Origin of the sequence: Comamonas sp. (genome assembly GCF_009360615.1) — a bacterium.
In the GTDB taxonomy this organism is placed as follows: Bacteria; Pseudomonadota; Gammaproteobacteria; order Burkholderiales; family Burkholderiaceae_C; genus Comamonas.
In genome coordinates, this window is record NZ_SPEY01000050.1 from 96,816 (window position 1) to 114,351 (window position 17,536).

The 17,536-nt window shown below is 63.3% G+C and carries 17 protein-coding genes; 12 read left to right on the top strand and 5 right to left on the bottom strand.

Features of this window, described 5'->3' with window-relative positions; translation table 11 throughout:
* Positions 1-12: 12 nt before the first annotated feature.
* Genes E2583_RS14470 through E2583_RS14485 form a run of 4 tightly spaced genes read left to right on the top strand, consistent with a single transcriptional unit; the run spans position 13 to position 2,986 of the window.
* Positions 13-1,014, top strand: a complete 1,002-nt coding sequence (locus tag E2583_RS14470; protein WP_291596865.1) for a KpsF/GutQ family sugar-phosphate isomerase — start codon at positions 13-15, stop codon at positions 1,012-1,014.
* Positions 1,014-1,574, top strand: coding sequence for an HAD family hydrolase (locus E2583_RS14475; protein WP_291596867.1), 561 nt, complete (start codon positions 1,014-1,016; stop codon positions 1,572-1,574). Before E2583_RS14470 ends, E2583_RS14475 begins: the two co-directional genes overlap by 1 nt.
* Positions 1,571-2,191 carry an LPS export ABC transporter periplasmic protein LptC gene (gene lptC, locus E2583_RS14480; RefSeq protein ID WP_291596869.1) on the top strand — a complete coding sequence of 207 codons (621 nt, stop codon included), beginning with the start codon at positions 1,571-1,573 and terminating at the stop codon, positions 2,189-2,191. The genes E2583_RS14475 and lptC overlap by 4 nt, the downstream gene beginning before the upstream one ends.
* 3 nt (positions 2,192-2,194) lie before the next feature.
* Positions 2,195-2,986 carry an SDR family oxidoreductase gene (locus E2583_RS14485; protein ID WP_291596870.1) on the top strand — a complete coding sequence of 264 codons (792 nt, stop codon included), beginning with the start codon at positions 2,195-2,197 and terminating at the stop codon, positions 2,984-2,986.
* Between the two features lie 103 nt (positions 2,987-3,089).
* On the opposite strand, the gene E2583_RS14490 is transcribed toward E2583_RS14485, so the two are convergent.
* Both E2583_RS14490 and E2583_RS14495 read right to left on the bottom strand, forming a co-directional pair.
* A complete protein-coding gene (locus E2583_RS14490; protein WP_291596872.1) occupies positions 3,090-3,578 on the bottom strand; it encodes an RNA-binding protein in 489 nt (162 codons plus the stop codon).
* Positions 3,579-3,819: 241 nt separating this feature from the next.
* Positions 3,820-4,209, bottom strand: a complete 390-nt coding sequence (locus tag E2583_RS14495; protein WP_291596874.1) for an RNA-binding protein — start codon at positions 4,207-4,209, stop codon at positions 3,820-3,822.
* A gap of 495 nt (positions 4,210-4,704) precedes the next feature.
* Between E2583_RS14495 and E2583_RS14500 the strand changes: the two genes are divergently transcribed.
* The 5 genes from E2583_RS14500 (at position 4,705) to E2583_RS14520 (ending at position 10,092) form a co-directional block, all read left to right on the top strand.
* A complete protein-coding gene (locus E2583_RS14500) occupies positions 4,705-5,274 on the top strand; it encodes a TMEM165/GDT1 family protein (RefSeq protein WP_291596876.1) in 570 nt (189 codons plus the stop codon).
* Positions 5,275-5,476: 202 nt separating this feature from the next.
* Positions 5,477-6,706: a homoserine O-acetyltransferase gene (locus E2583_RS14505; RefSeq protein WP_291596877.1), complete on the top strand. Its 1,230-nt coding sequence runs from the start codon at positions 5,477-5,479 to the stop codon at positions 6,704-6,706.
* On the top strand, positions 6,703-7,287 hold the full coding sequence (gene metW, locus E2583_RS14510) for a methionine biosynthesis protein MetW (RefSeq protein ID WP_291596878.1): 585 nt from the start codon (positions 6,703-6,705) through the stop codon (positions 7,285-7,287). Before E2583_RS14505 ends, metW begins: the two co-directional genes overlap by 4 nt.
* Positions 7,288-7,554: 267 nt before the next feature.
* Positions 7,555-9,048 carry a M20 family metallopeptidase gene (locus tag E2583_RS14515; protein ID WP_291596879.1) on the top strand — a complete coding sequence of 498 codons (1,494 nt, stop codon included), beginning with the start codon at positions 7,555-7,557 and terminating at the stop codon, positions 9,046-9,048.
* Between the two features lie 168 nt (positions 9,049-9,216).
* The gene (locus E2583_RS14520; RefSeq protein ID WP_291596880.1) at positions 9,217-10,092 is read left to right on the top strand and encodes an alpha/beta hydrolase; all 876 of its coding nucleotides are present in this window, start codon (positions 9,217-9,219) and stop codon (positions 10,090-10,092) included.
* 3 nt (positions 10,093-10,095) lie between these two features.
* Here the strand turns inward: E2583_RS14520 and E2583_RS14525 are convergent, their stop codons facing one another.
* The 3 genes from E2583_RS14525 to E2583_RS14535 all read right to left on the bottom strand — a co-directional run bounded on the left by E2583_RS14525 (position 10,096) and on the right by E2583_RS14535 (position 12,859).
* Positions 10,096-10,830 (bottom strand): SOS response-associated peptidase, encoded by a 735-nt coding sequence (locus E2583_RS14525; protein WP_291596881.1) that lies wholly within the window; start codon positions 10,828-10,830, stop codon positions 10,096-10,098.
* A 4-nt stretch (positions 10,831-10,834) separates the two neighbouring features.
* Positions 10,835-11,575, bottom strand: a complete 741-nt coding sequence (locus tag E2583_RS14530; RefSeq protein ID WP_291596882.1) for a 16S rRNA (uracil(1498)-N(3))-methyltransferase — start codon at positions 11,573-11,575, stop codon at positions 10,835-10,837.
* Positions 11,576-11,752: 177 nt separating this feature from the next.
* Positions 11,753-12,859, bottom strand: a complete 1,107-nt coding sequence (locus tag E2583_RS14535) for a phosphotransferase (RefSeq protein ID WP_291596883.1) — start codon at positions 12,857-12,859, stop codon at positions 11,753-11,755.
* A gap of 243 nt (positions 12,860-13,102) precedes the next feature.
* Here E2583_RS14535 and E2583_RS14540 point away from each other — a divergent pair, with 243 nt between their 5' ends.
* From E2583_RS14540 to rsmA, 3 genes are all read left to right on the top strand, one after another.
* Complete coding sequence (locus tag E2583_RS14540) at positions 13,103-15,448, top strand: LPS-assembly protein LptD (RefSeq protein ID WP_291596887.1); 2,346 nt, start codon at positions 13,103-13,105, stop codon at positions 15,446-15,448.
* Between the two features lie 13 nt (positions 15,449-15,461).
* Complete coding sequence (locus E2583_RS14545) at positions 15,462-16,886, top strand: peptidylprolyl isomerase (RefSeq protein ID WP_291596884.1); 1,425 nt, start codon at positions 15,462-15,464, stop codon at positions 16,884-16,886.
* A gap of 103 nt (positions 16,887-16,989) precedes the next feature.
* Positions 16,990-17,536: 16S rRNA (adenine(1518)-N(6)/adenine(1519)-N(6))-dimethyltransferase RsmA (rsmA, locus tag E2583_RS14550; protein WP_291596885.1), on the top strand; the 547-nt coding region annotated here is incomplete at its 3' end.

A 17,536-nucleotide genomic window follows, 5' to 3' on the forward strand; every position in this document is an offset into this window, starting at 1 on the left:
TAAAATCCGGGCATGAATTCTGATGCTGCCAATTTGCCTCTGATCGATGCACCGCGAGCTTTGAACCTGGCCCGCGAAGCCCTGGATATCGAGGCTGCCGCCCTGCATGCCATGTCCGAGCGCCTCGATGGCGCATTCACGGCCGTGGTGCAGCGCATCTTGCAGCTGCCCGGCCGGGTGGTGGTCATGGGCATGGGCAAAAGCGGGCATGTGGGCCGCAAGGTGGCCGCAACCCTGGCGTCCACCGGGACTCCTGCCTTTTTCGTGCACCCGGCCGAGGCCAGCCACGGCGACCTGGGCATGCTGACACAGGACGATCTGGTACTGGCCTTGTCCAATAGCGGCGAGACCGATGAACTGACCGGGGTGCTGCCCGCCATCAAGCGCATGGGCGTGCCGCTGGTGGCCGTGACCGGCGGGCTGAACTCGACGCTGGCCAAGCATGCAGACTGGGTGCTGGACACACGTGTCGACAAGGAAGCCTGCCCTTTGAATCTGGCACCCACTGCGAGCACGACAGCCCAGCTGGCCATGGGGGATGCGCTGGCCGTGGCCTTGCTCGACGCGCGGGGCTTTGGTGCCGAGGACTTTGCGCGCTCGCACCCCGGAGGAGCGCTGGGTCGGCGCCTGCTGACCCATGTGCGCGATGTCATGCGCCGCGGTGCCGATGTGCCCCAGGTGGCCGAGGATGTGGGCAGCGTCGAGCTGATGCGCGAGATGAGTGCCAAGGGACTGGGCTGCTCCGCCGTGGTCAACGCCTGCGGTGAACTGGTAGGCATTTTCACCGACGGCGATCTGCGCCGCTGCGTGGAAGCCGGCGTGGATCTGCGCAGCCGCCGGGCCCGGGATGTGATGCACGCGAGGCCCCTGACGATCAAGCCTGATCTGCTGGCGGTTGCTGCGGCCCGCATGATGGAAGAGCATGGCATCACTGCGGTGCTGGTGACCGACGACGGTCGGCGCCTGCAGGGGGTGGTGCATATCCGCGATCTGATGCGCGCCAAGGTGATCTGATGAACCGAGCTGCCCTGACACCGTGTCAGCAATGGGACCCACAGCTGTTGCTCAAGGCCCAGGGAATCCGCGTGGTTTTCTTCGACGTGGATGGGGTTCTGACCGATGGCGGTCTTTACTTCTCGGGCGAGGGCGAAGTCCTCAAGCGTTTCCACACACTGGATGGCCATGGCCTGAAAATGCTGCAAAAGGCCGGCATCACGCCGGCCGTGGTCACAGGGCGCGACTCCGCACCGCTGCGTTTGCGCCTGAAGCAGCTGGGCATTGAGCATGCGCGCTTTGGCACCGAGGACAAGGTGCCTGCCGCCGACTCCATCCTGGCCGAGCTGGGCCTGCACTGGGAGCAGGCGGCCGCCATGGGGGATGACTGGCCCGATCTGCCCGTCATGCGTCGCAGCCGCTTTGCCTGCGCCCCGGCCAACGCCCATGACGAGGTATTGCAGGTGGCGGACTGGGTCACTGCCCGGCATGGCGGGGAGGGGGCGGTGCGGCAACTCTGCGATCTGCTGCTGGCCGCCCATGGTGCTTATGCCGCACTGCTGGCGGGGTACGGCTCATGAGCGGGCAATGGCGCCGTGTCGGCGATAAGGCGTCGATGTACCTGCCCGTGCTCATCATGGGCCTGCTGGCATTGGGGACCTGGTGGCTGGTGCGCAATGCGCCCAAGCCGCTCTCCAGTGACACGGAGAAGACCGTGCGGCACGATCCTGACTATTTCCTCAAGGACTTTGTCATCAAGAATTTCGAGTCATCGGGTCGCCTCAAAAGCCGCTTGAACGGCACGACAGGAGAGCATTTCCCCGATACCGACACGCTGGAAGTCCACGACGCACGCATGTTGAGCTTCACACCGGACGGACGCAAGACCGTTGGCCGTTCCAACCGGGCCCTGAGCAATGGCGATGGCTCGGAAATCCAGATGTTTGGCCAAGCCGTCATCACGCGTGAGCCGGTGCCCGCCACGGCGACCCGGAAGGCGATGCCGGCCATGCAGCTGGAGAGCGAGTTTCTGCAGCTCTGGCCCAATGAGGAGCGCGCCAGTACCGACAAGCCGGTCGTCATGACCCGTGGCAACGACAAGTTCACGGGCGACAGCATGCAGTACGGCCATCTTGATCAGATTCTGCAGATGCAGGGACGGGTCAAGGGGGTCATCCAGCCCAGCCAGAAGCCATAAGCCATGGCAGGACATGGAGCCGGACTGGTCTACATCACCGGTGCCTCCAGCGGCATAGGCCAGGCCCTGGCCTGGCACTACTATCAGCTCGGCTGGTCGGTTGCCTTGGTGGCCAGACGTGCGGGGCTCATGGAGCAATGGGCGCAGTCCATGCGCATGGATACATCCCGCTACGCCGTCTATGGTGCAGATGTCACGGACATCGAAAGCATCTGCAGCGCCGCAAATGCCTGCCTCGAGCGTCAGGGCCTGCCCGATGTCGTGATCGCCAACGCAGGCGTCAGCTGGGGGGTGGATACATCCTTGCGCGAGGACCTCGACGTCATGCAGCAGGTGCTGGCGAGCAACACCATGGGTCTGGCCGCGAGCTTTCAGCCCTTTGTGGCGCCCATGGTGCAGCGCGGCAGCGGTCGTCTGGTGGGTATCTGCAGTGTGGCCGGTATTCGTGGATTGCCAGGCCATGCCGCATATTCGGCGAGCAAGGCGGCGGCCATTGCCTATTGCGAAAGCCTGCGCGTCGAATTGCAGAAAACCGGGGTCTCGGTGACCAGCTTATTGCCGGGCTATGTCGACACGCCGTTGACCCGGCATAACCCGTATTCCATGCCTTTTCTGCTGAGGCCCGAAGAGTTCGCGAGGCGTGCGGTCCGAGTCATCGACCGCAAAGCCCGATATGTGATTATTCCCTGGCAGATGCGGATTGTCGGCGGCGTAATGCGGGTATTGCCCGCATATCTATGGGATAGATTGACCCGGGGGAAAACCAGAAAGCCCAGGCATCTCCAAAAGGATTGAAGCAGAAAGGGCTAAGACATTGATAAATGACTATGCATTTTAATGTCTTGGTAAATAAATAAAGGCACGATGACGTGCCTTTATATGCAAAGGTGAAACAGGCTTATTCGCCGTGGTTATTACCACCGCCGTAGCCGCCGCGGCCACCGTGACGCGGTCCGGAGCCATAGGGGCTGCGGAAGCCGCCCTCGCCGCGGCCGCCACCGCCGTAGCCGCCACCGTCTCCGCGACCATAGCCGCCTTCATTGCGACCGCCGCCATAACCGCCATCGCGATTGCCGCCACCAAAGCCGCCTTCGCTGCGGAAGCCGCCGCCATAACCGCCGGAGCGAGGAGGACGGGGCTCCATGGGGCGCGCTTCATTCACGACAAGGCTTCGACCACCGAGGGGTTGGCCATTCATGCCTTGAATGGCAGCCTGCGCTTCCACTTCACTGGCCATTTCCACAAAACCAAAGCCTTTGGAGCGGCCGGTGTCTCGTTCCATCATGACGCGCGCACTTGCGACGGCTCCAAACTGGCTGAACGCCTGCTCCAGATCGTTGTCGCGCACACCATAGGGAAGGTTGCCGACATACAGCTTATTGCCCATTAATAACTCCTAGCTCCTCAATGCTTCAATGGCGCGATCGAATTCAGGATGGCCGTCACATATTCCTGGGAAAACATGCAAAAAGTCCTGAACACCTATTCGCTTGTGAACGGGAAATGCCCCGGGAAATGAATTATGACGGAGAACAAGGAAAAAAATAAATGCTCGAAAACCGAGTTGCTAACGTTTAGCAACAAAAAAAGGATCCGAAGATCCTTTTTTTGTTATAGGCAATAACTGCTTAGTAGCTATTGCGACGGCCGTAGCCGCCATCGCCACGGCCACCGCCGAAGCCACCGTCACCACGGCCGCCGCCGAAGCCGCCGCCTTCACGGCCACCGCCGAAACCACCGCCAAAGCCGCCGGAGCGGGGAGGACGGGGCTCCATGGGACGTGCCTCGTTCACGACCAGGTCGCGGCCGCCACGGTTTTGACCGTGCAGGCCCTGGATCGCGGCTTGTGCTTCGGCATCGCTGCCCATTTCCACAAAGCCGAAGCCCTTGGAGCGGCCGGTGTCGCGCTCCATCATCACCTTGGCGCTGTTCACCGTACCGAATTCGCTGAAGCTGTCTTGCAGATCTTGGTCACGGAAAGAGTAAGGCAGATTGCCTACGTAAAGCTTGTTGCCCATGCTGGACTCCTGAAAAAACTTGAAAACGCGATGGAGCCCTAGGGAGTCAGCCTTGGATGACAACATTAGAGACGCTAACGCACTTGCCCCCATCCAGAAATTGCTTTCCAGACAAAGACTCTTGCATTATGAGTCACAAGAGAAGCCGTCGTATTACGAAAAGATCAAATTTCGTGTTTGTAACAACATTGTCCTGATGGGAGTTACCCTGAAATACAAAATTTTGAATATTCAAATAAGCAGTTGTCTTACAGGGTTAAACAGATAGAATGACGGCTTACTTTCTTTGGGGAGTAGGCCGTTCGGCAGCCCGCTGCCGGATGCATGCGTCAACAGACTTGGGTCCTCGTGACCTATGGCGCATGCGGCACCGCGTGCAAGACATGGTGCGACCGGCCGAGACCATTGACTGCGTACCGAGACAACCTATGAAGAGATAGGCCGGAGTCGGTGCGTGGTCAATGCGTTCTGGCAACTCCGGCCGTCTCCCCCATCATGGAAGCTTTTCTCATATCCACCTCCATCGTCGCCCTGGCCGAGATGGGGGACAAAACCCAACTCCTGTCATTGGTACTGGCGGCCAAGTTCCGCAAACCCTTGCCGATCGTTGCGGGCATTTTTGTGGCGACCCTGGTCAACCATGCCCTGGCCGGTGCCGTGGGCAACTGGATCACCACGGTGCTCGGCCCCGATGTGCTGCGCTGGATCCTGGGGATTTCATTCATCCTCATGGCAGGCTGGATGCTGATTCCCGACAAGCTCGACGATGACGACACCGGCAATGGCGCCGGGCGATGGGGTGTTTTCGGCACCACGCTGCTGCTGTTCTTCCTGGCCGAGATGGGCGACAAGACCCAGCTGGCCACGGTGGGCCTGGCTGCCAAATACCCGCTGTCGTACTACTGGGTGGTGGCTGGCACCACGCTGGGCATGATGCTGGCCAATGCGCCTGTGGTGTGGTTTGGCGAGAGGATCACCAAGAAGCTGCCCATCAAGACGATTCACCGTGTCTGCGCCGTGATCTTCCTGGTGCTGGGTATTGCAGCACTGCTGACCAAGGTATGAAGCGATAGCAGGCATAGCTGCCTGCGCCTGTCCGGTATGGTCTGCGGTGTCATGGCTCCCGGGCTCTCGGACCGGCGCGGCGAATGCAGTACACTGATCCTTCAACGCGCCGATTTGCTTCTGCTTGCGGGCGCTCTATAAATCCTGCTAAAGACGAAACCCGAGAACCCGGCCTCGTTTTTAGCGATGCCGGGTTTTTTTCATGTCCTTCATCGCCACACCGCAATCCATGCATTTCGATGAAGCGCTGCCCTTGCAGGGCGGTGGCTCCATCGCCGATTACGATCTCGCCTTCGAGACCTATGGCCAGCTCAATGCCGACAAGAGCAATGCCATCGTGGTCTGTCATGCGCTCAACGCCTCCCACCACGTCGCGGGCAGCTACGAGGGCCAGCCCAGGAGCGAGGGCTGGTGGGACAACATGATCGGCCCGGGAAAGCCCGTCGATACCGACAAGTTCTTTGTCATCGGCATCAACAATCTGGGCTCCTGCTTCGGCTCCACAGGACCCATGCACACCAACCCGGCCACAGGCAAGCCTTATGGTGCCGATTTCCCCGTGGTGACGGTGGAAGACTGGGTGGATGCGCAGGCGCGCCTGCTGGACCGCCTGGGCATACGGCAGCTGGCCGCCGTGCTGGGCGGCAGCCTGGGCGGCATGCAGGCCCTGTCCTGGTCGTTGCGCTATCCCGAGCGCATGCGTCATGCCGTGGTGGTGGCCAGCGCACCGAATCTCAATGCCGAGAACATCGCCTTCAACGAGGTGGCGCGACGCGCCATCGTCACCGACCCGGATTTCAACGGCGGCCACTTCTACGAGCATGGCGTGGTTCCCGCGCGCGGCCTGCGCATCGCGCGCATGATCGGCCACATCACGTATCTGAGCGATGACGTGATGAATCAGAAATTCGGCCGCACCCTCAGGGCCTCCTCGCTCCCCGCTGCGCGTGGTTCGCTGGCCCCCGAGGGAGCCGATCCGGCGCCGGGCGGCCCTGCGTCGGATCGGCGCGATTACCTGTACAGCACCCAGGACGTGGAGTTCCAGATCGAGAGCTATCTGCGCTACCAGGGCGAGAAGTTCAGCGGCTACTTCGATGCCAACACCTATCTGCTCATCACCCGCGCGCTGGACTATTTCGATCCGGCACGTGCCCATGGTGGCGATCTGACCCGGGCGCTGGCCGTGGCCAAGGCCCGGTTCCTGCTGGTGAGCTTCACGACGGACTGGCGCTTTGCCCCGGCGCGCAGCCGGGAGATCGTCAAGTCGCTGCTGGAGAACAACCGCGACGTCAGCTATGCCGAGATCGACGCCCCCCATGGTCATGATGCATTCCTGCTCGACGACCCGCGCTATATGAGCGTGATGCGCTCTTATTTCGAGGGCATTGCCAAAGAACTGAAGACCGCCGAACGCGCAGGAGACGCCGCATGACCGAGTTGACCACCATGAAAGCCATTGCCCAGCTGGTGCCAAAGGGCGCACGTGTGCTGGATCTGGGGTGTGGCGATGGCGCGCTGCTGGAGCACCTGGTGCGTGAGCGCGGATGTACCGGCTATGGCGTGGAACTGGACGACGCCAATGTGCTGGCCTGCACGCGTCGCGGTGTGAACGTGCTGCAGCTCAATCTGGAAGACGGCCTGGCCATCTTCGGCGACAACAGCTTTGATGTGGTGTTGCAGATCGACACGCTGCAGCATTTGCGCAATGCCGAGGTGATGCTGCAGGAGACGGCCCGCATCGGCAAGCAGGGCGTGGTCGCCTTCCCCAATTTCGCGCACTGGCAGAACCGTCTGTCCGTGCTGCGCGGGCGCATGCCGGTCACGCGCCGTCTGCCCTATCAGTGGTATGACACGCCGAATATCCGTGTGGGCACCTACAAGGACTTTGAGGTGCTGGCCACCAAGAACCGCCTGCGCATTCGCGATTCCTTCGGTCTGCAGAACGGTCAGGTGGTGCGCAGTCTGCCCAATCTGCTGGCAACAACGGCGGTGTTTCACTTCGAACATGCCTGATAAGCTATTAAATATATAGCTTCAAGCCTTTTATTTGTAATGAATTCAATATGGATTGATATTGAATTCATTTCCTGTAATGCGCAATCAGCTATGGCACATGAGGTGACAGCCTGGCCGTGATGCATCGGCGGGTTGGCCCTGGGGGAGACTGGCTCCGGGACGGCCATGCCGATGCCTGCGGTGCGGCCACCGGCATTGGCGCACAATCACGGACATGGCGCGGGCCTGTCATGGCTCGTCGCCCCGTCACAGAAGGAGCCGACCATGAACGCACGCACTCCCGCCAATCTGCTGCAGCCCCAGGCTGCGCTGCAGCAAATCACCCAGCAGTGGGACCAGAGCATCGTCCCCGAGCTGACGAACTACATCACCATTCCCGCCAAGTCGCCCATGTTCGCCCCCGACTGGGAGCAGCAAGGCCATATCGCCACCGTGCTGCGCAACGCCGCCGCCTGGGTGGAGGCGCAGAAGGTGGCCGGGCTGAAGCTGGAAGTGATTCAGCAGCCGGGGCGCACCCCGGTCATCTTCTTCGAGGTGGAGGGTACGGCCGAGAAGGCCTCGAGCCACCCCACGGTGCTGATGTATGGTCACCTCGACAAGCAACCCGAGTTCGAAGGCTGGCGTAGCGATCTGGGCCCCTGGACGCCCAAGTACGAGGACGGCAGGCTGTACGGTCGCGGCGGTGCTGACGATGGCTATGCGGTCTATGCCAGCGTGGCGGCGATCCAGGAGCTCAAGCGCCAGAAAGTGCCTCACCCGCGCATCGTGGCCCTCATCGAGACTTGCGAGGAAAGCGGCTCGGCCGACCTGTTGCCCTATGTGGATGCATTGCGCCCGCGCCTGGGTGATGTGGGCCTGGTGATCTGTCTCGACAGCGGTGCCGGCAACTACGATCAGCTGTGGCTGACCACCAGCCTGCGTGGCATGGCCAGCGGCACGCTCAAGGTGCAGATCCTCACGGAGGGCGTCCATTCGGGCGACGCCTCGGGCGTGGTGCCTTCGTCCTTTCGCATCATGCGCCAGGTGCTGGATCGTCTGGAGGACAGCAAGAACGGCCGCGTGCTGCCGAAGAGTTTTCACTGCGAGGTGCCGGCCGAGCGCATGGCGCAGATACGCGCCACTGCGCAGATCCTTGGCGAGGACGCGTATGCGCGCTTTCCCTGGGCGCACTACGACTGCGGTGGCTCGGCCCGGGTGTCCCTGCCCACGACCACCGATCCCGTCCAGGCGCTGGTGCGCCGCACCTGGGAACCCACGCTGAGCGTGACCGGTGTGGAGGGCATGCCCAATCTGCAAAATGCCGGCAATGTGTTGCGCCCCTATACGGCCTTCAAGCTCAGCCTGCGTCTGCCGCCCCTGGTCGATGCCGCGGCCTGCGTGCAGGAGATGAAGTCCCTGCTGGAGGACAACGCGCCCTACGAGGCCAGGGTGACCTGGGAAGGCCTGTCCAGCTCCAGCGGCTGGAATGCGCCGGGCATGGACGGCTGGTTCGAGAATGCGCTCAATGCCGCCAGCCAGGCCCACTTCGGTGCCGGTTGCGGCTATATCGGCCAGGGCGGCACGATTCCGCTGATGAATATGCTGAGCAAGGGCTTTCCCAAGGCGCAGATGATGGTCTGCGGCGTGCTCGGCCCCAAGAGCAATGCCCACGGTCCCAACGAGTTCCTCCACGTGCCCTATGCCAAGAAGCTCACGGCATCGGTGGCCGAGGTGATTGCCGCCATGGCACGTCATCAGACGCAGGCTGCGCAGGACTGAGGGCCGCATCGGCCAGGCGGTTGCCTGCGTCGCTCCCCAGAGCGCCGGCGCTGTCTTCTGGGATGGCGCCCCGGCCGGTCACCGTGAGCGGATCGGGGACTGCCACGGTTGACGCAGGGGGGGAGCGGCTGCATCCTGCAAGTCCTTGCCTGCCTGAAGAGAACGTGCATGACGCTCACCGAATCCACGACCCATCCTCCCCGGCTGCTGCACATGGCCGCATCGGACGCCACCCCGCTTGCGCTGCGCGACTGGCCGCTGGCGCCGGACGTCGAGCCCCGCGCCCAGGTGCTGCTGGTGCATGGCCTGGGCGAGCACAGCGGACGCTATGCTGCGCTGGCGCAGCGGCTCAACGGGCTCGGTTTTGCGGTGCGGGCCTATGACCAGTACGGGCACGGTCTGTCGGGCGGGCCGCAAGGCGGCCTGACCAGCGATATGCGCCTGCTCGATGATCTGGCGGTGGTGCTGGATGCCACGCGTGCCGCCATGCCCAAGCATCGGCCGCTGGTGCTGCTCGGGCATAGCCTGGGGGGACTGGTGGCCGCCGATTTTGTCGCGTCCGGCCTGCGCCATGTGGACGGGCTGGTGCTCTCCTCTCCGGCGCTGGCCCTGTATCTGTCGGGAGTGCAAAAGGCGCTGCTGGCGAGCCTGCCCAGGCTGCTGCCCAATTTGCGTGTGGTCAACGGCCTGCAGTCCGCGCATCTATCGCATGATCGCGAGGTGGTGCTGGCCTATGACGCCGATGCGCTGCAGCACAGGCGCATCAGCGCCCGGCTGGCGCGCTATATGGCCGAAGGCGGCCGCCATGTGCTGTCCAGGGCGACGGCCTGGTGCGTGCCCACACTGCTGCTGTGGGCCGGAGAGGACAAGCTGGTCGACCCTGCGGGCAGCGCCGCCTTTGCCGCTCAGGCGCCGCGGGACCTGGTGCAGGCCCAGTGCTTTGAGGCAGCCTACCACGAGATCTTCAACGAAAGTCCTGAACTGGCCGCGCCGGTATTTGCGCGGCTCGAGCAGTGGCTGGATCGGCACTTTGCCGCGACCTGAAGGTCACAGCAAGGGCGGCGGCTGCTTGCGGCCTTTTTCCACGGGGTTGGCACGCAGCCGTTCCGCCGGATAGGGGCGCAGGAACTCCTTGGCCTTGTTGACCTTGGCATTGAGCCAGGCGTCGTATGCGCCTTCGTTCAGGATGGCCGGCATGGCCTTGTCGTTGCCGGGCTGGCCGTAGCGGTTCATCAGCGCATGGGCATTGGCGTTGATGGTGATGAGGGCATAGCTGACGATGATCTCGCCGTCCTCTCCCACCCAGCGCGCCCAGACGCCGGCGGCACCCATGGGCTGGTTGTCCACGCGGGTAATGCGCGTGGGCAGGGCCTTTCCAGGGCGCAGGTCGTCGACCTGAAAGGCCTGCATGGGCACGATGCAGCGCTGGCCCGCCAGCCAGGCATCGCGAAAGGCCGTTCCCGTGGTCAGATTGTCGATCTTTGCATTCACCAGCTTGAGCGCGCGCAGGCGGCCGTCCGAGGCCGATTTGACCCAGTGCGGCACCAGACCGAAGCTGGCGGGCACCAGCACGCGTTCCACGGGCGGCGCAGGTACGCCTTCTTCCGGCGCGGCAAACGCCCGGCCCAGCAGCGCTGCAGAGGACTCTGCGGCGGCATTGACGACGATCAGGCCCATGCGCCTGGGGGTCAGCACGACCTCGGGCAGGGGCTCGGGGGGCTCCACGCGAAAGTTCTGCAGATAAAACTCGGGCCTGGCCAGAGAGAGGTGACAGCTACTCATCGATTTACTCCAGGGCCAGCAGGGACAGGGCGGCAACGGATGCCGTTTCGGCCCGCAGTACGCGGGAGCCGAGGCTGGCAGGCCTCCAGCCCTGCTCCAGGGCCCAGTCTTCCTCCTGGGTGGTCAGCCCCCCTTCGGGGCCATGCAACACCCAGACAGTCCGGGCATCGCCGGCGGCGGTGCCCAGCGGCTGACTGCCTTCGCGCAGCGACAGCACCAGACGTGTCGCATCGGACGCCGGCGCCTGCGGGCTGCGCAACCAGTCGGCCAGGGACTGGGGGGCATGAATCACGGGGACCTGGTTGCGGCCGCATTGCTCGCAGGCCGAGACGGCAATCGACTGCCAGCGTTCGATCTTCTTGTCGGCGCGGTCGCCCTTGAGCTTGAGCACGCTGCGCGCCGCCATCACGGGCTGGATGGTGGCAACGCCCAGCTCGGTGGCCTTCTCCACCAGCCAGTCCATGCGCTCGTTGGCTGGCATGCCCACCACCAGGTGCACGGCACGCGCCGCTTCGCGCTCGGCGGGGCTGTGGCTGTCCACGCGCACGCCCACATCGCTGCGGCCCATGCGGGTGATGGTGGCCTGGAACTCGCCACCGGCAAAGCCGTTGCCGGTCTGGCCTTCAAACAGGGTGATGACATCGCCGGGCTGGTGGCGCAGCACTTGCACATGGCGGGCTGCGCCTGCGGGCAGGTCCAGCTCGTCGCCAGGGTGCAAAGGGATGGGGCAGTGATAGCGCGGCATAGGGAAAAGTTCGGGGCTCGTGATTCATGGTGCTACGCGGAGGCCGTAGCTCGCGAAACTGGCGATGAATCACCTCGGGGACGTCAGGCCAGGGCCGCCCTGCAGCGAGGGCGTCGTCGCCCTCCCGCCAGGCGAAGCAGGCGGGAGAAGGGACAGCGGCACGCCGCTCAGGGGGTATTACATTCTTCCATAGGCATAGCCAACCTGCGTCTGGATGCCTTCGATCTCGTCGATCAGTTTCAGGAACGGGCCCAGCGCGCGATAGCGGTTGCAGGTGGAGCGGATGTAGTGGATGAAGCGTGGTGCATCGGCCAGATATTTGGGCTTGCCGTCGCGCAGGGTCAGGCGTGCAAAGATACCAGCCACCTTGAGGTGGCGCTGCAGACCCATCCATTCAACCCCACGGTAGAACTCGCCAAAGTCATCTCCCCAGCCGCTGGCGCTGTGGGCACCCACCAGTCCGGCCTTGCGGGCCTTTTCCCAGTAGCGGATGGTGATGTCGATGATGAAGTCCTCTTCCCAGCTGATGAAGGCATCGCGCAGCAGGCTGGCGATGTCATAGGTGATGGGGCCGTAGACGGCATCCTGAAAATCCAGCACCCCCAGGGGCGCGCCGCTGGTCACAGGCTGCATCAGGTTGCGCATCATGAAGTCTCGGTGCACGTAGACGCGGGGCGCCTGCAGATTATGGGCGACGATCTGATCGAAGGTCTTGCCCAGCAGTGCCTGCTGCCTGTCGTCCAGCGTGAACTGGCGGTGCCTGGCGATGTACCAGTCGGGAAACAGCTGCAGCTCGCGGCGCAGCAAGGCTTCGTCGTAGGGCGGCAGGTTGCCGGTATTGCCGGCTTTGGAGGCCAGTTGCCAGTCCAGCAGCACCTCGACGGCGGAGCGGTACCAGGCTTCGGCATCCTGGGGTTTTTCGGGGTCCAGAGCGTCGATGACGGTCTGGCCGCCCAGATCGCTCAGCAGCATGAAGCCGTGTCCGGCGTCCCAGTCCAGAATCTGCGGAACGCACAGGCCGGCCTGGTCCATCAGGCGCTGAATCTTGGCAAAGGGCGCGCAATCTTCCTTGTCGGGCGGCGCGTCCATGACGATCAGGCTGCTGCCATCGGCGCGATCCAGACGCAGGTAGCGGCGAAAGCTGGCATCGGCGGAAGCGGGGCGCAGGGTTGCAGGAAGCAGCAGGTGCTTTTCAGCCAGCGGTGCCAGCCATGCGTCGAATGCGGCGTGGCGGGCAGAATCTGCCCAGGCAACGCCAACTGTGGGGGTGATAGGAGCGGTCATGGATAATCGGATTTTACAAACCGATGCCGCCGTATCCGTGGACAGTGGTGCTAGGCTCTCGGTTTTCTGTTGACGTGTGCCCGGGCACGCGCGCTTTTGACGTTCAAGATCATCGTGCAATCCCCATCCCATCCGCGAGATTTCCTACCTGTCCGCTCTGTCCGTTCGACACGGGCAGGAACCGTCCGGCCGGTGATTCGTCCTCTGGCATGGGCTGTGGCGCTGGCATGGGCGGGTGCGGGCATGCAGGCCTACGCACAGTCTGCCGAAACGACCGGATCTTCCTCCTCCCGCGTCGCGGGCGAGCTACCCGCGCTGCAGCTCAAGTCCAGCAGCCTGTTGCAGGAGAGCTATCCGCAGGAGGTGCGCGACCAGCAGCCCATCTATATCAAGGGCGACAGTCTGTCCGGTCAGCCCGATCTCAAGGCTTCGGTCCATGGCGAGGCCGAGCTGCGCCGCGGCGACACCATGATCCGTGCGGACAAGCTCGACTATGCGGTGCCGGACGACAGGATCAACGCGGTGGGCTCTGTCCACATCAACCAGGCTGGCAATGTCTACGAAGGTACGGCGCTGGAACTGCAGATGGATGCCTTCAAGGGCCAGTTCGACAATGCCAACTATCGCTTTCTGGCCACGGGCGGCCATGGCGAGTCCTCCCGCGTGGATTTCATCGACAGGGACCGCTCTGTCGTTCACGACGCGACCTACACCACCTGCCAGCGCGATGACGAGGCCAGCTGGGAGCCGGCCTGGGTGCTGGAGGCCAGGACCATCCATCTGGACATGGCCGAAGAAGTGGGCGTGGCCGAGGGGGCATCCCTGAAGTTCAAGGGCGTGACCGTCCTGCCTGTGCCGCGCATGAGCTTTCCGCTTTCGGACAAGCGCAAATCGGGCCTGCTGCCGCCCATGATAGGCATGGACAAGCTCGGAGGCATCGAGTATTCACAGCCCTACTACTGGAATATCGCCCCCAACCGCGATATGACCATCACGCCCACGCTGATGACCAAGCGCGGCGTGAACCTGACGGGGCAGTTCCGCTATCTGGAGCCCAGCTACTCGGGCGAGACCTATGCCAGCTACATGCCGGGCGACAACCTGCGCAACCGGGATCGCTGGGGCTATTCCTGGCAGCATCGCGCGAGCTTCGACTCGCCGATCGGCGGTCTGGGTTTGAGCCTCAACCTGAACCGTGTCAGCGACGGTGATTACTGGCGCGATTTCCGTCTGGCTCCCGTGGCGCTGCGCCAGCGTCTGCTGCCCAGCACGGCCAATCTGAGCTGGGCCAAGGGCGACGGCGTTCTGAGCCTCAACGTGCTGCGCTATCAGGTGCAGCAGGATGTGACCTCGCCAATTGCGCCGCCGTACAGCATGGTGCCCCAGCTTCAGTACCGCTACACGCCGCTGGATCTGCCGCATGGGCTGGATTTCACCGTGGTGGCGGACACCACGCGTTTCGAGCTGATCCGCCCCATCACAGGCCAGGTGGGCAACAACGGCCAGCGCAGCTATGTGCAGGCGCAACTGAGCCGGCCATTTCTGTCGCCCGGCGCCTTCATCACGCCCAAGCTGATGCTGCATACCTCCATGTATCAGACCGATCAGCTGATGAGCAATGGCAGCAAGAGCGCCAACCGTACGTTGCCTACTTTCAGCCTGGACAGTGGCCTGATCTTCGAGCGTGACACCTCCTGGTTTGGCAAGAATCTGCTGCAGACCTTCGAGCCCAGAGCCTTCTACACCTATACGCCCTATCGCGACCAGAGCATGCTGCCGCTCTATGACACGGGCCGCAGCGACTTCAACTTCGCGAGTATTTTTTCCGAGAACGACTATGTCGGCCAGGACCGAATTGCCGACAACCATCTGGTGACACTGGGCGCGACCTCGCGCTTCATCGATCCCGAAAGCGGCGCCGAGAAGCTCAAGTTCGCCGTGGCCCAGCGTGTGCGTCTGTCCGATCAGCGCGTGCTGCTGCCCGGGGAGGTGGCCGCCACCAGCAAGCTTTCCGACATCCTGCTGGGCGCCGCGTTCAACTGGACCGACAAGTGGTCGCTGGAAGGCACGACCCAGTACAACAAGGACCTGAACCGGACGGTGCGTACCACGGCCACGGCGCGATACAGTCCGGGCAACTATCGCACCTTCAACATCGGCTACCGCACCCAGCTGGATACGGTCACCAAGAAACCGTCCAGCGAGCTGGTGGATGTGGGCTGGCAATGGCCCATCAACGACCTCTGGGGTGACAAGGGCAAGGACCTGGGTGCCGGTCGCGGTCAGGGCGGGGGGCGCTGGTATGCCGTGGGTCGTCTCAACTACTCCATCAAGGACCGCAAGCTGGTCGACACCGTGGTCGGATTCGAATACGACGGTTGCTGCTGGATTGGCCGCGTCGTGCTGGAGCGCCTGCAAAGCTCCGTGATCCAGTCCAATCTGCGTCTGCTGTTCCAGATGGAGTTCGTGGGCTTCTCGCGCCTGAGCTTTGGCGCTGATCCCACCACCAGTCTCAAGCAGAATGTGCCGCGCTATCAATACCTGCGTGAGGCGGTGACTCCGCCCAGCCGCTTTACCAATTACGATTAATCAAGGCTTTTTCATGCGTTTTTTCTCCAAGACATCCAATGCATGTGCTGTTGCCGTGGCACTGGCTGTGATGGCCGCCGGTGTGCAGGCCCAGGGCCTGAAGAGTCCGGGCAAGGCCAAGGCCGGCAATGACTCCTCCGTCTCGCGCGCCCTGGAGGCGACGGCCCAGCCCACGGGGCGCCAGACTCCGGTAGCCGCTCAGGGGATCCGTTCGGCCGACTACATCGTGGCGGTGGTCAATTCCGAACCCATCACCAATAACGAAGTGCGTGCGCGCATGGCGCGCGTGGCGCAGAACGTGACCGAGCAGGGCGGCCAGCTACCGCCCCAGGGCGAGCTGGCCCGCCAGGTGCTGGAGCGCCTGATCGTCGAGCGCGTGCAGTTGCAGGAAGCCAAGGATACCGGCATCAATGTCGACAACCTGTCCGTGGACCAGGCGGTGGCCAACGTGGCGCGCCAGAACAATACCGACAAGGCCGGCTTGCTGTCGCGCCTGAAGGCCGAAGGCATCTCCGAAGCGCAGTTCCGCTCGGAAATCCGCAACCAGATGCTGATGCAGCGCGTGCGAGAGCGCGATGTGGACGGGCGGATCAAGGTCACGGAAGCCGATATCGACCGCTATCTCAAGGAGCAAAAGCGACCCGGCGATGCGGTAGGGGGGGGCGCAGCCAATCTCGGTCACATCCTGATCACCGTGCCTGAAAACGCCAGCCCTGCGGTGGTGGCGGAGCGTGAGGCCAAGGCCCGGCAGGCGGCAGAAGCCGCGCGCAGGAATCCTGACTTCATCGCCGCCGTGCGCGAGTTCTCGGATGTCCCCAATGGGCAAGGCGGAGGTGCCATGGGCATGCGTGCCATGAGCGACTACCCCGAGCTGTTCGTCCAGCAGGTCGGCAACGCGGCCGTCGGTGCCATTGTCGGCCCCTTCCGTTCGGGTGCCGGTTTTCACGTGCTCAAGGTGCTGGAAAAATCCCAGTCCGGTGCGCCCGTCTACATCACGCAGAACCATGCCCGCCATATCCTGCTGACCGTCGGTGACGGCATGAGCGAAGCCCAGGCAGCCAAGCGACTGGAGGACTACAAGCGCCGTGTCGAAGCCGGTCAGGCCACCTTCCAGCAGCTGGCGCAGGAGTTCTCCAAGGACGGCAGCGCGCGCGACGGCGGTGATCTGGGCTGGTCTTCGCCGGGCCAGTTCGTGCCCGAGTTCGAGCGCGTGCTCGATAACCTGCAGCCGGGCCAGATCAGCAATCCCGTGGTGTCCCGCTTTGGTGTGCACCTGATCCAGCTGATCGAGCGGCGCCAGGAAAAGCTGACCGAGCGCGAGCAGCGCGAGATGGTGCGCAATGTGGTGCGCGAGCGCAAGGCCGAGCAGGACTACGAAACCTGGCTCAAGGAGCTGCGCGGCAAGGCCTTTGTGGAATACCGCGAGCCGCCGCAATAAGCCCATGCAATCCGCTTGAAGTGCCCGGTAATGTCATCATTGCGCACCGGGCATCGGAGCTCTCCCCCATTCCAAGCGGTGCCCAGGCACCGCTTTCGCATTCATGAAACATATTCCCCGCAAGCGCTTTGGCCAGAATTTCCTGACCGACGGCGCCATCATCGACAACATCGTCCAGGCCATCGATCCCAAGGCGGGCGAACCCATGGTCGAGATCGGCCCCGGCCTGATGGCACTGTCCCAGCCCCTGGTCGAACGCCTGGGCAAGCTCACCGTGATCGAGCTGGACCGTGACCTGGCGACCCGTCTGCGTCTGCGCGATGATCTCGACGTGGTCGAGTCCGATGTGCTCAAGGTGGACTTCCGCGCGCTGGCCGCACGTCTGGGCGTGGCCAGACTGCGCGTGGTCGGCAATCTGCCCTACAACATCTCCAGCCCCATCCTCTTTCATCTGCTGGAGCAGGTGGATGTGGTGCAGGATCAGCACTTCATGCTGCAAAAGGAGGTCATCGACCGCATGGTGGCTGACGCCGGCACCTCGGCCTACGGCCGTCTGTCGGTGATGCTGCAGTGGCGCTACGCCATGGAGGATGTGCTGTTCGTGCCGCCGGGCAGCTTCAATCCGCCTCCCAAGGTGGACAGTGCCGTGG

Coding starts and splice junctions, on each gene's coding strand:
- E2583_RS14470 (WP_291596865.1), top strand. CDS start 13: ATGAATTCTGATGCTGCCAATTTGCCTCTGATCGATGCACCGCGAGCT.
- E2583_RS14475 (WP_291596867.1), top strand. CDS start 1,014: ATGAACCGAGCTGCCCTGACACCGTGTCAGCAATGGGACCCACAGCTG.
- lptC (WP_291596869.1), top strand. CDS start 1,571: ATGAGCGGGCAATGGCGCCGTGTCGGCGATAAGGCGTCGATGTACCTG.
- E2583_RS14485 (WP_291596870.1), top strand. CDS start 2,195: ATGGCAGGACATGGAGCCGGACTGGTCTACATCACCGGTGCCTCCAGC.
- E2583_RS14490 (WP_291596872.1), bottom strand. CDS start 3,578: ATGGGCAATAAGCTGTATGTCGGCAACCTTCCCTATGGTGTGCGCGAC.
- E2583_RS14495 (WP_291596874.1), bottom strand. CDS start 4,209: ATGGGCAACAAGCTTTACGTAGGCAATCTGCCTTACTCTTTCCGTGAC.
- E2583_RS14500 (WP_291596876.1), top strand. CDS start 4,705: ATGGAAGCTTTTCTCATATCCACCTCCATCGTCGCCCTGGCCGAGATG.
- E2583_RS14505 (WP_291596877.1), top strand. CDS start 5,477: ATGTCCTTCATCGCCACACCGCAATCCATGCATTTCGATGAAGCGCTG.
- metW (WP_291596878.1), top strand. CDS start 6,703: ATGACCGAGTTGACCACCATGAAAGCCATTGCCCAGCTGGTGCCAAAG.
- E2583_RS14515 (WP_291596879.1), top strand. CDS start 7,555: ATGAACGCACGCACTCCCGCCAATCTGCTGCAGCCCCAGGCTGCGCTG.
- E2583_RS14520 (WP_291596880.1), top strand. CDS start 9,217: ATGACGCTCACCGAATCCACGACCCATCCTCCCCGGCTGCTGCACATG.
- E2583_RS14525 (WP_291596881.1), bottom strand. CDS start 10,830: ATGAGTAGCTGTCACCTCTCTCTGGCCAGGCCCGAGTTTTATCTGCAG.
- E2583_RS14530 (WP_291596882.1), bottom strand. CDS start 11,575: ATGCCGCGCTATCACTGCCCCATCCCTTTGCACCCTGGCGACGAGCTG.
- E2583_RS14535 (WP_291596883.1), bottom strand. CDS start 12,859: ATGACCGCTCCTATCACCCCCACAGTTGGCGTTGCCTGGGCAGATTCT.
- E2583_RS14540 (WP_291596887.1), top strand. CDS start 13,103: ATGCAGGCCTACGCACAGTCTGCCGAAACGACCGGATCTTCCTCCTCC.
- E2583_RS14545 (WP_291596884.1), top strand. CDS start 15,462: ATGCGTTTTTTCTCCAAGACATCCAATGCATGTGCTGTTGCCGTGGCA.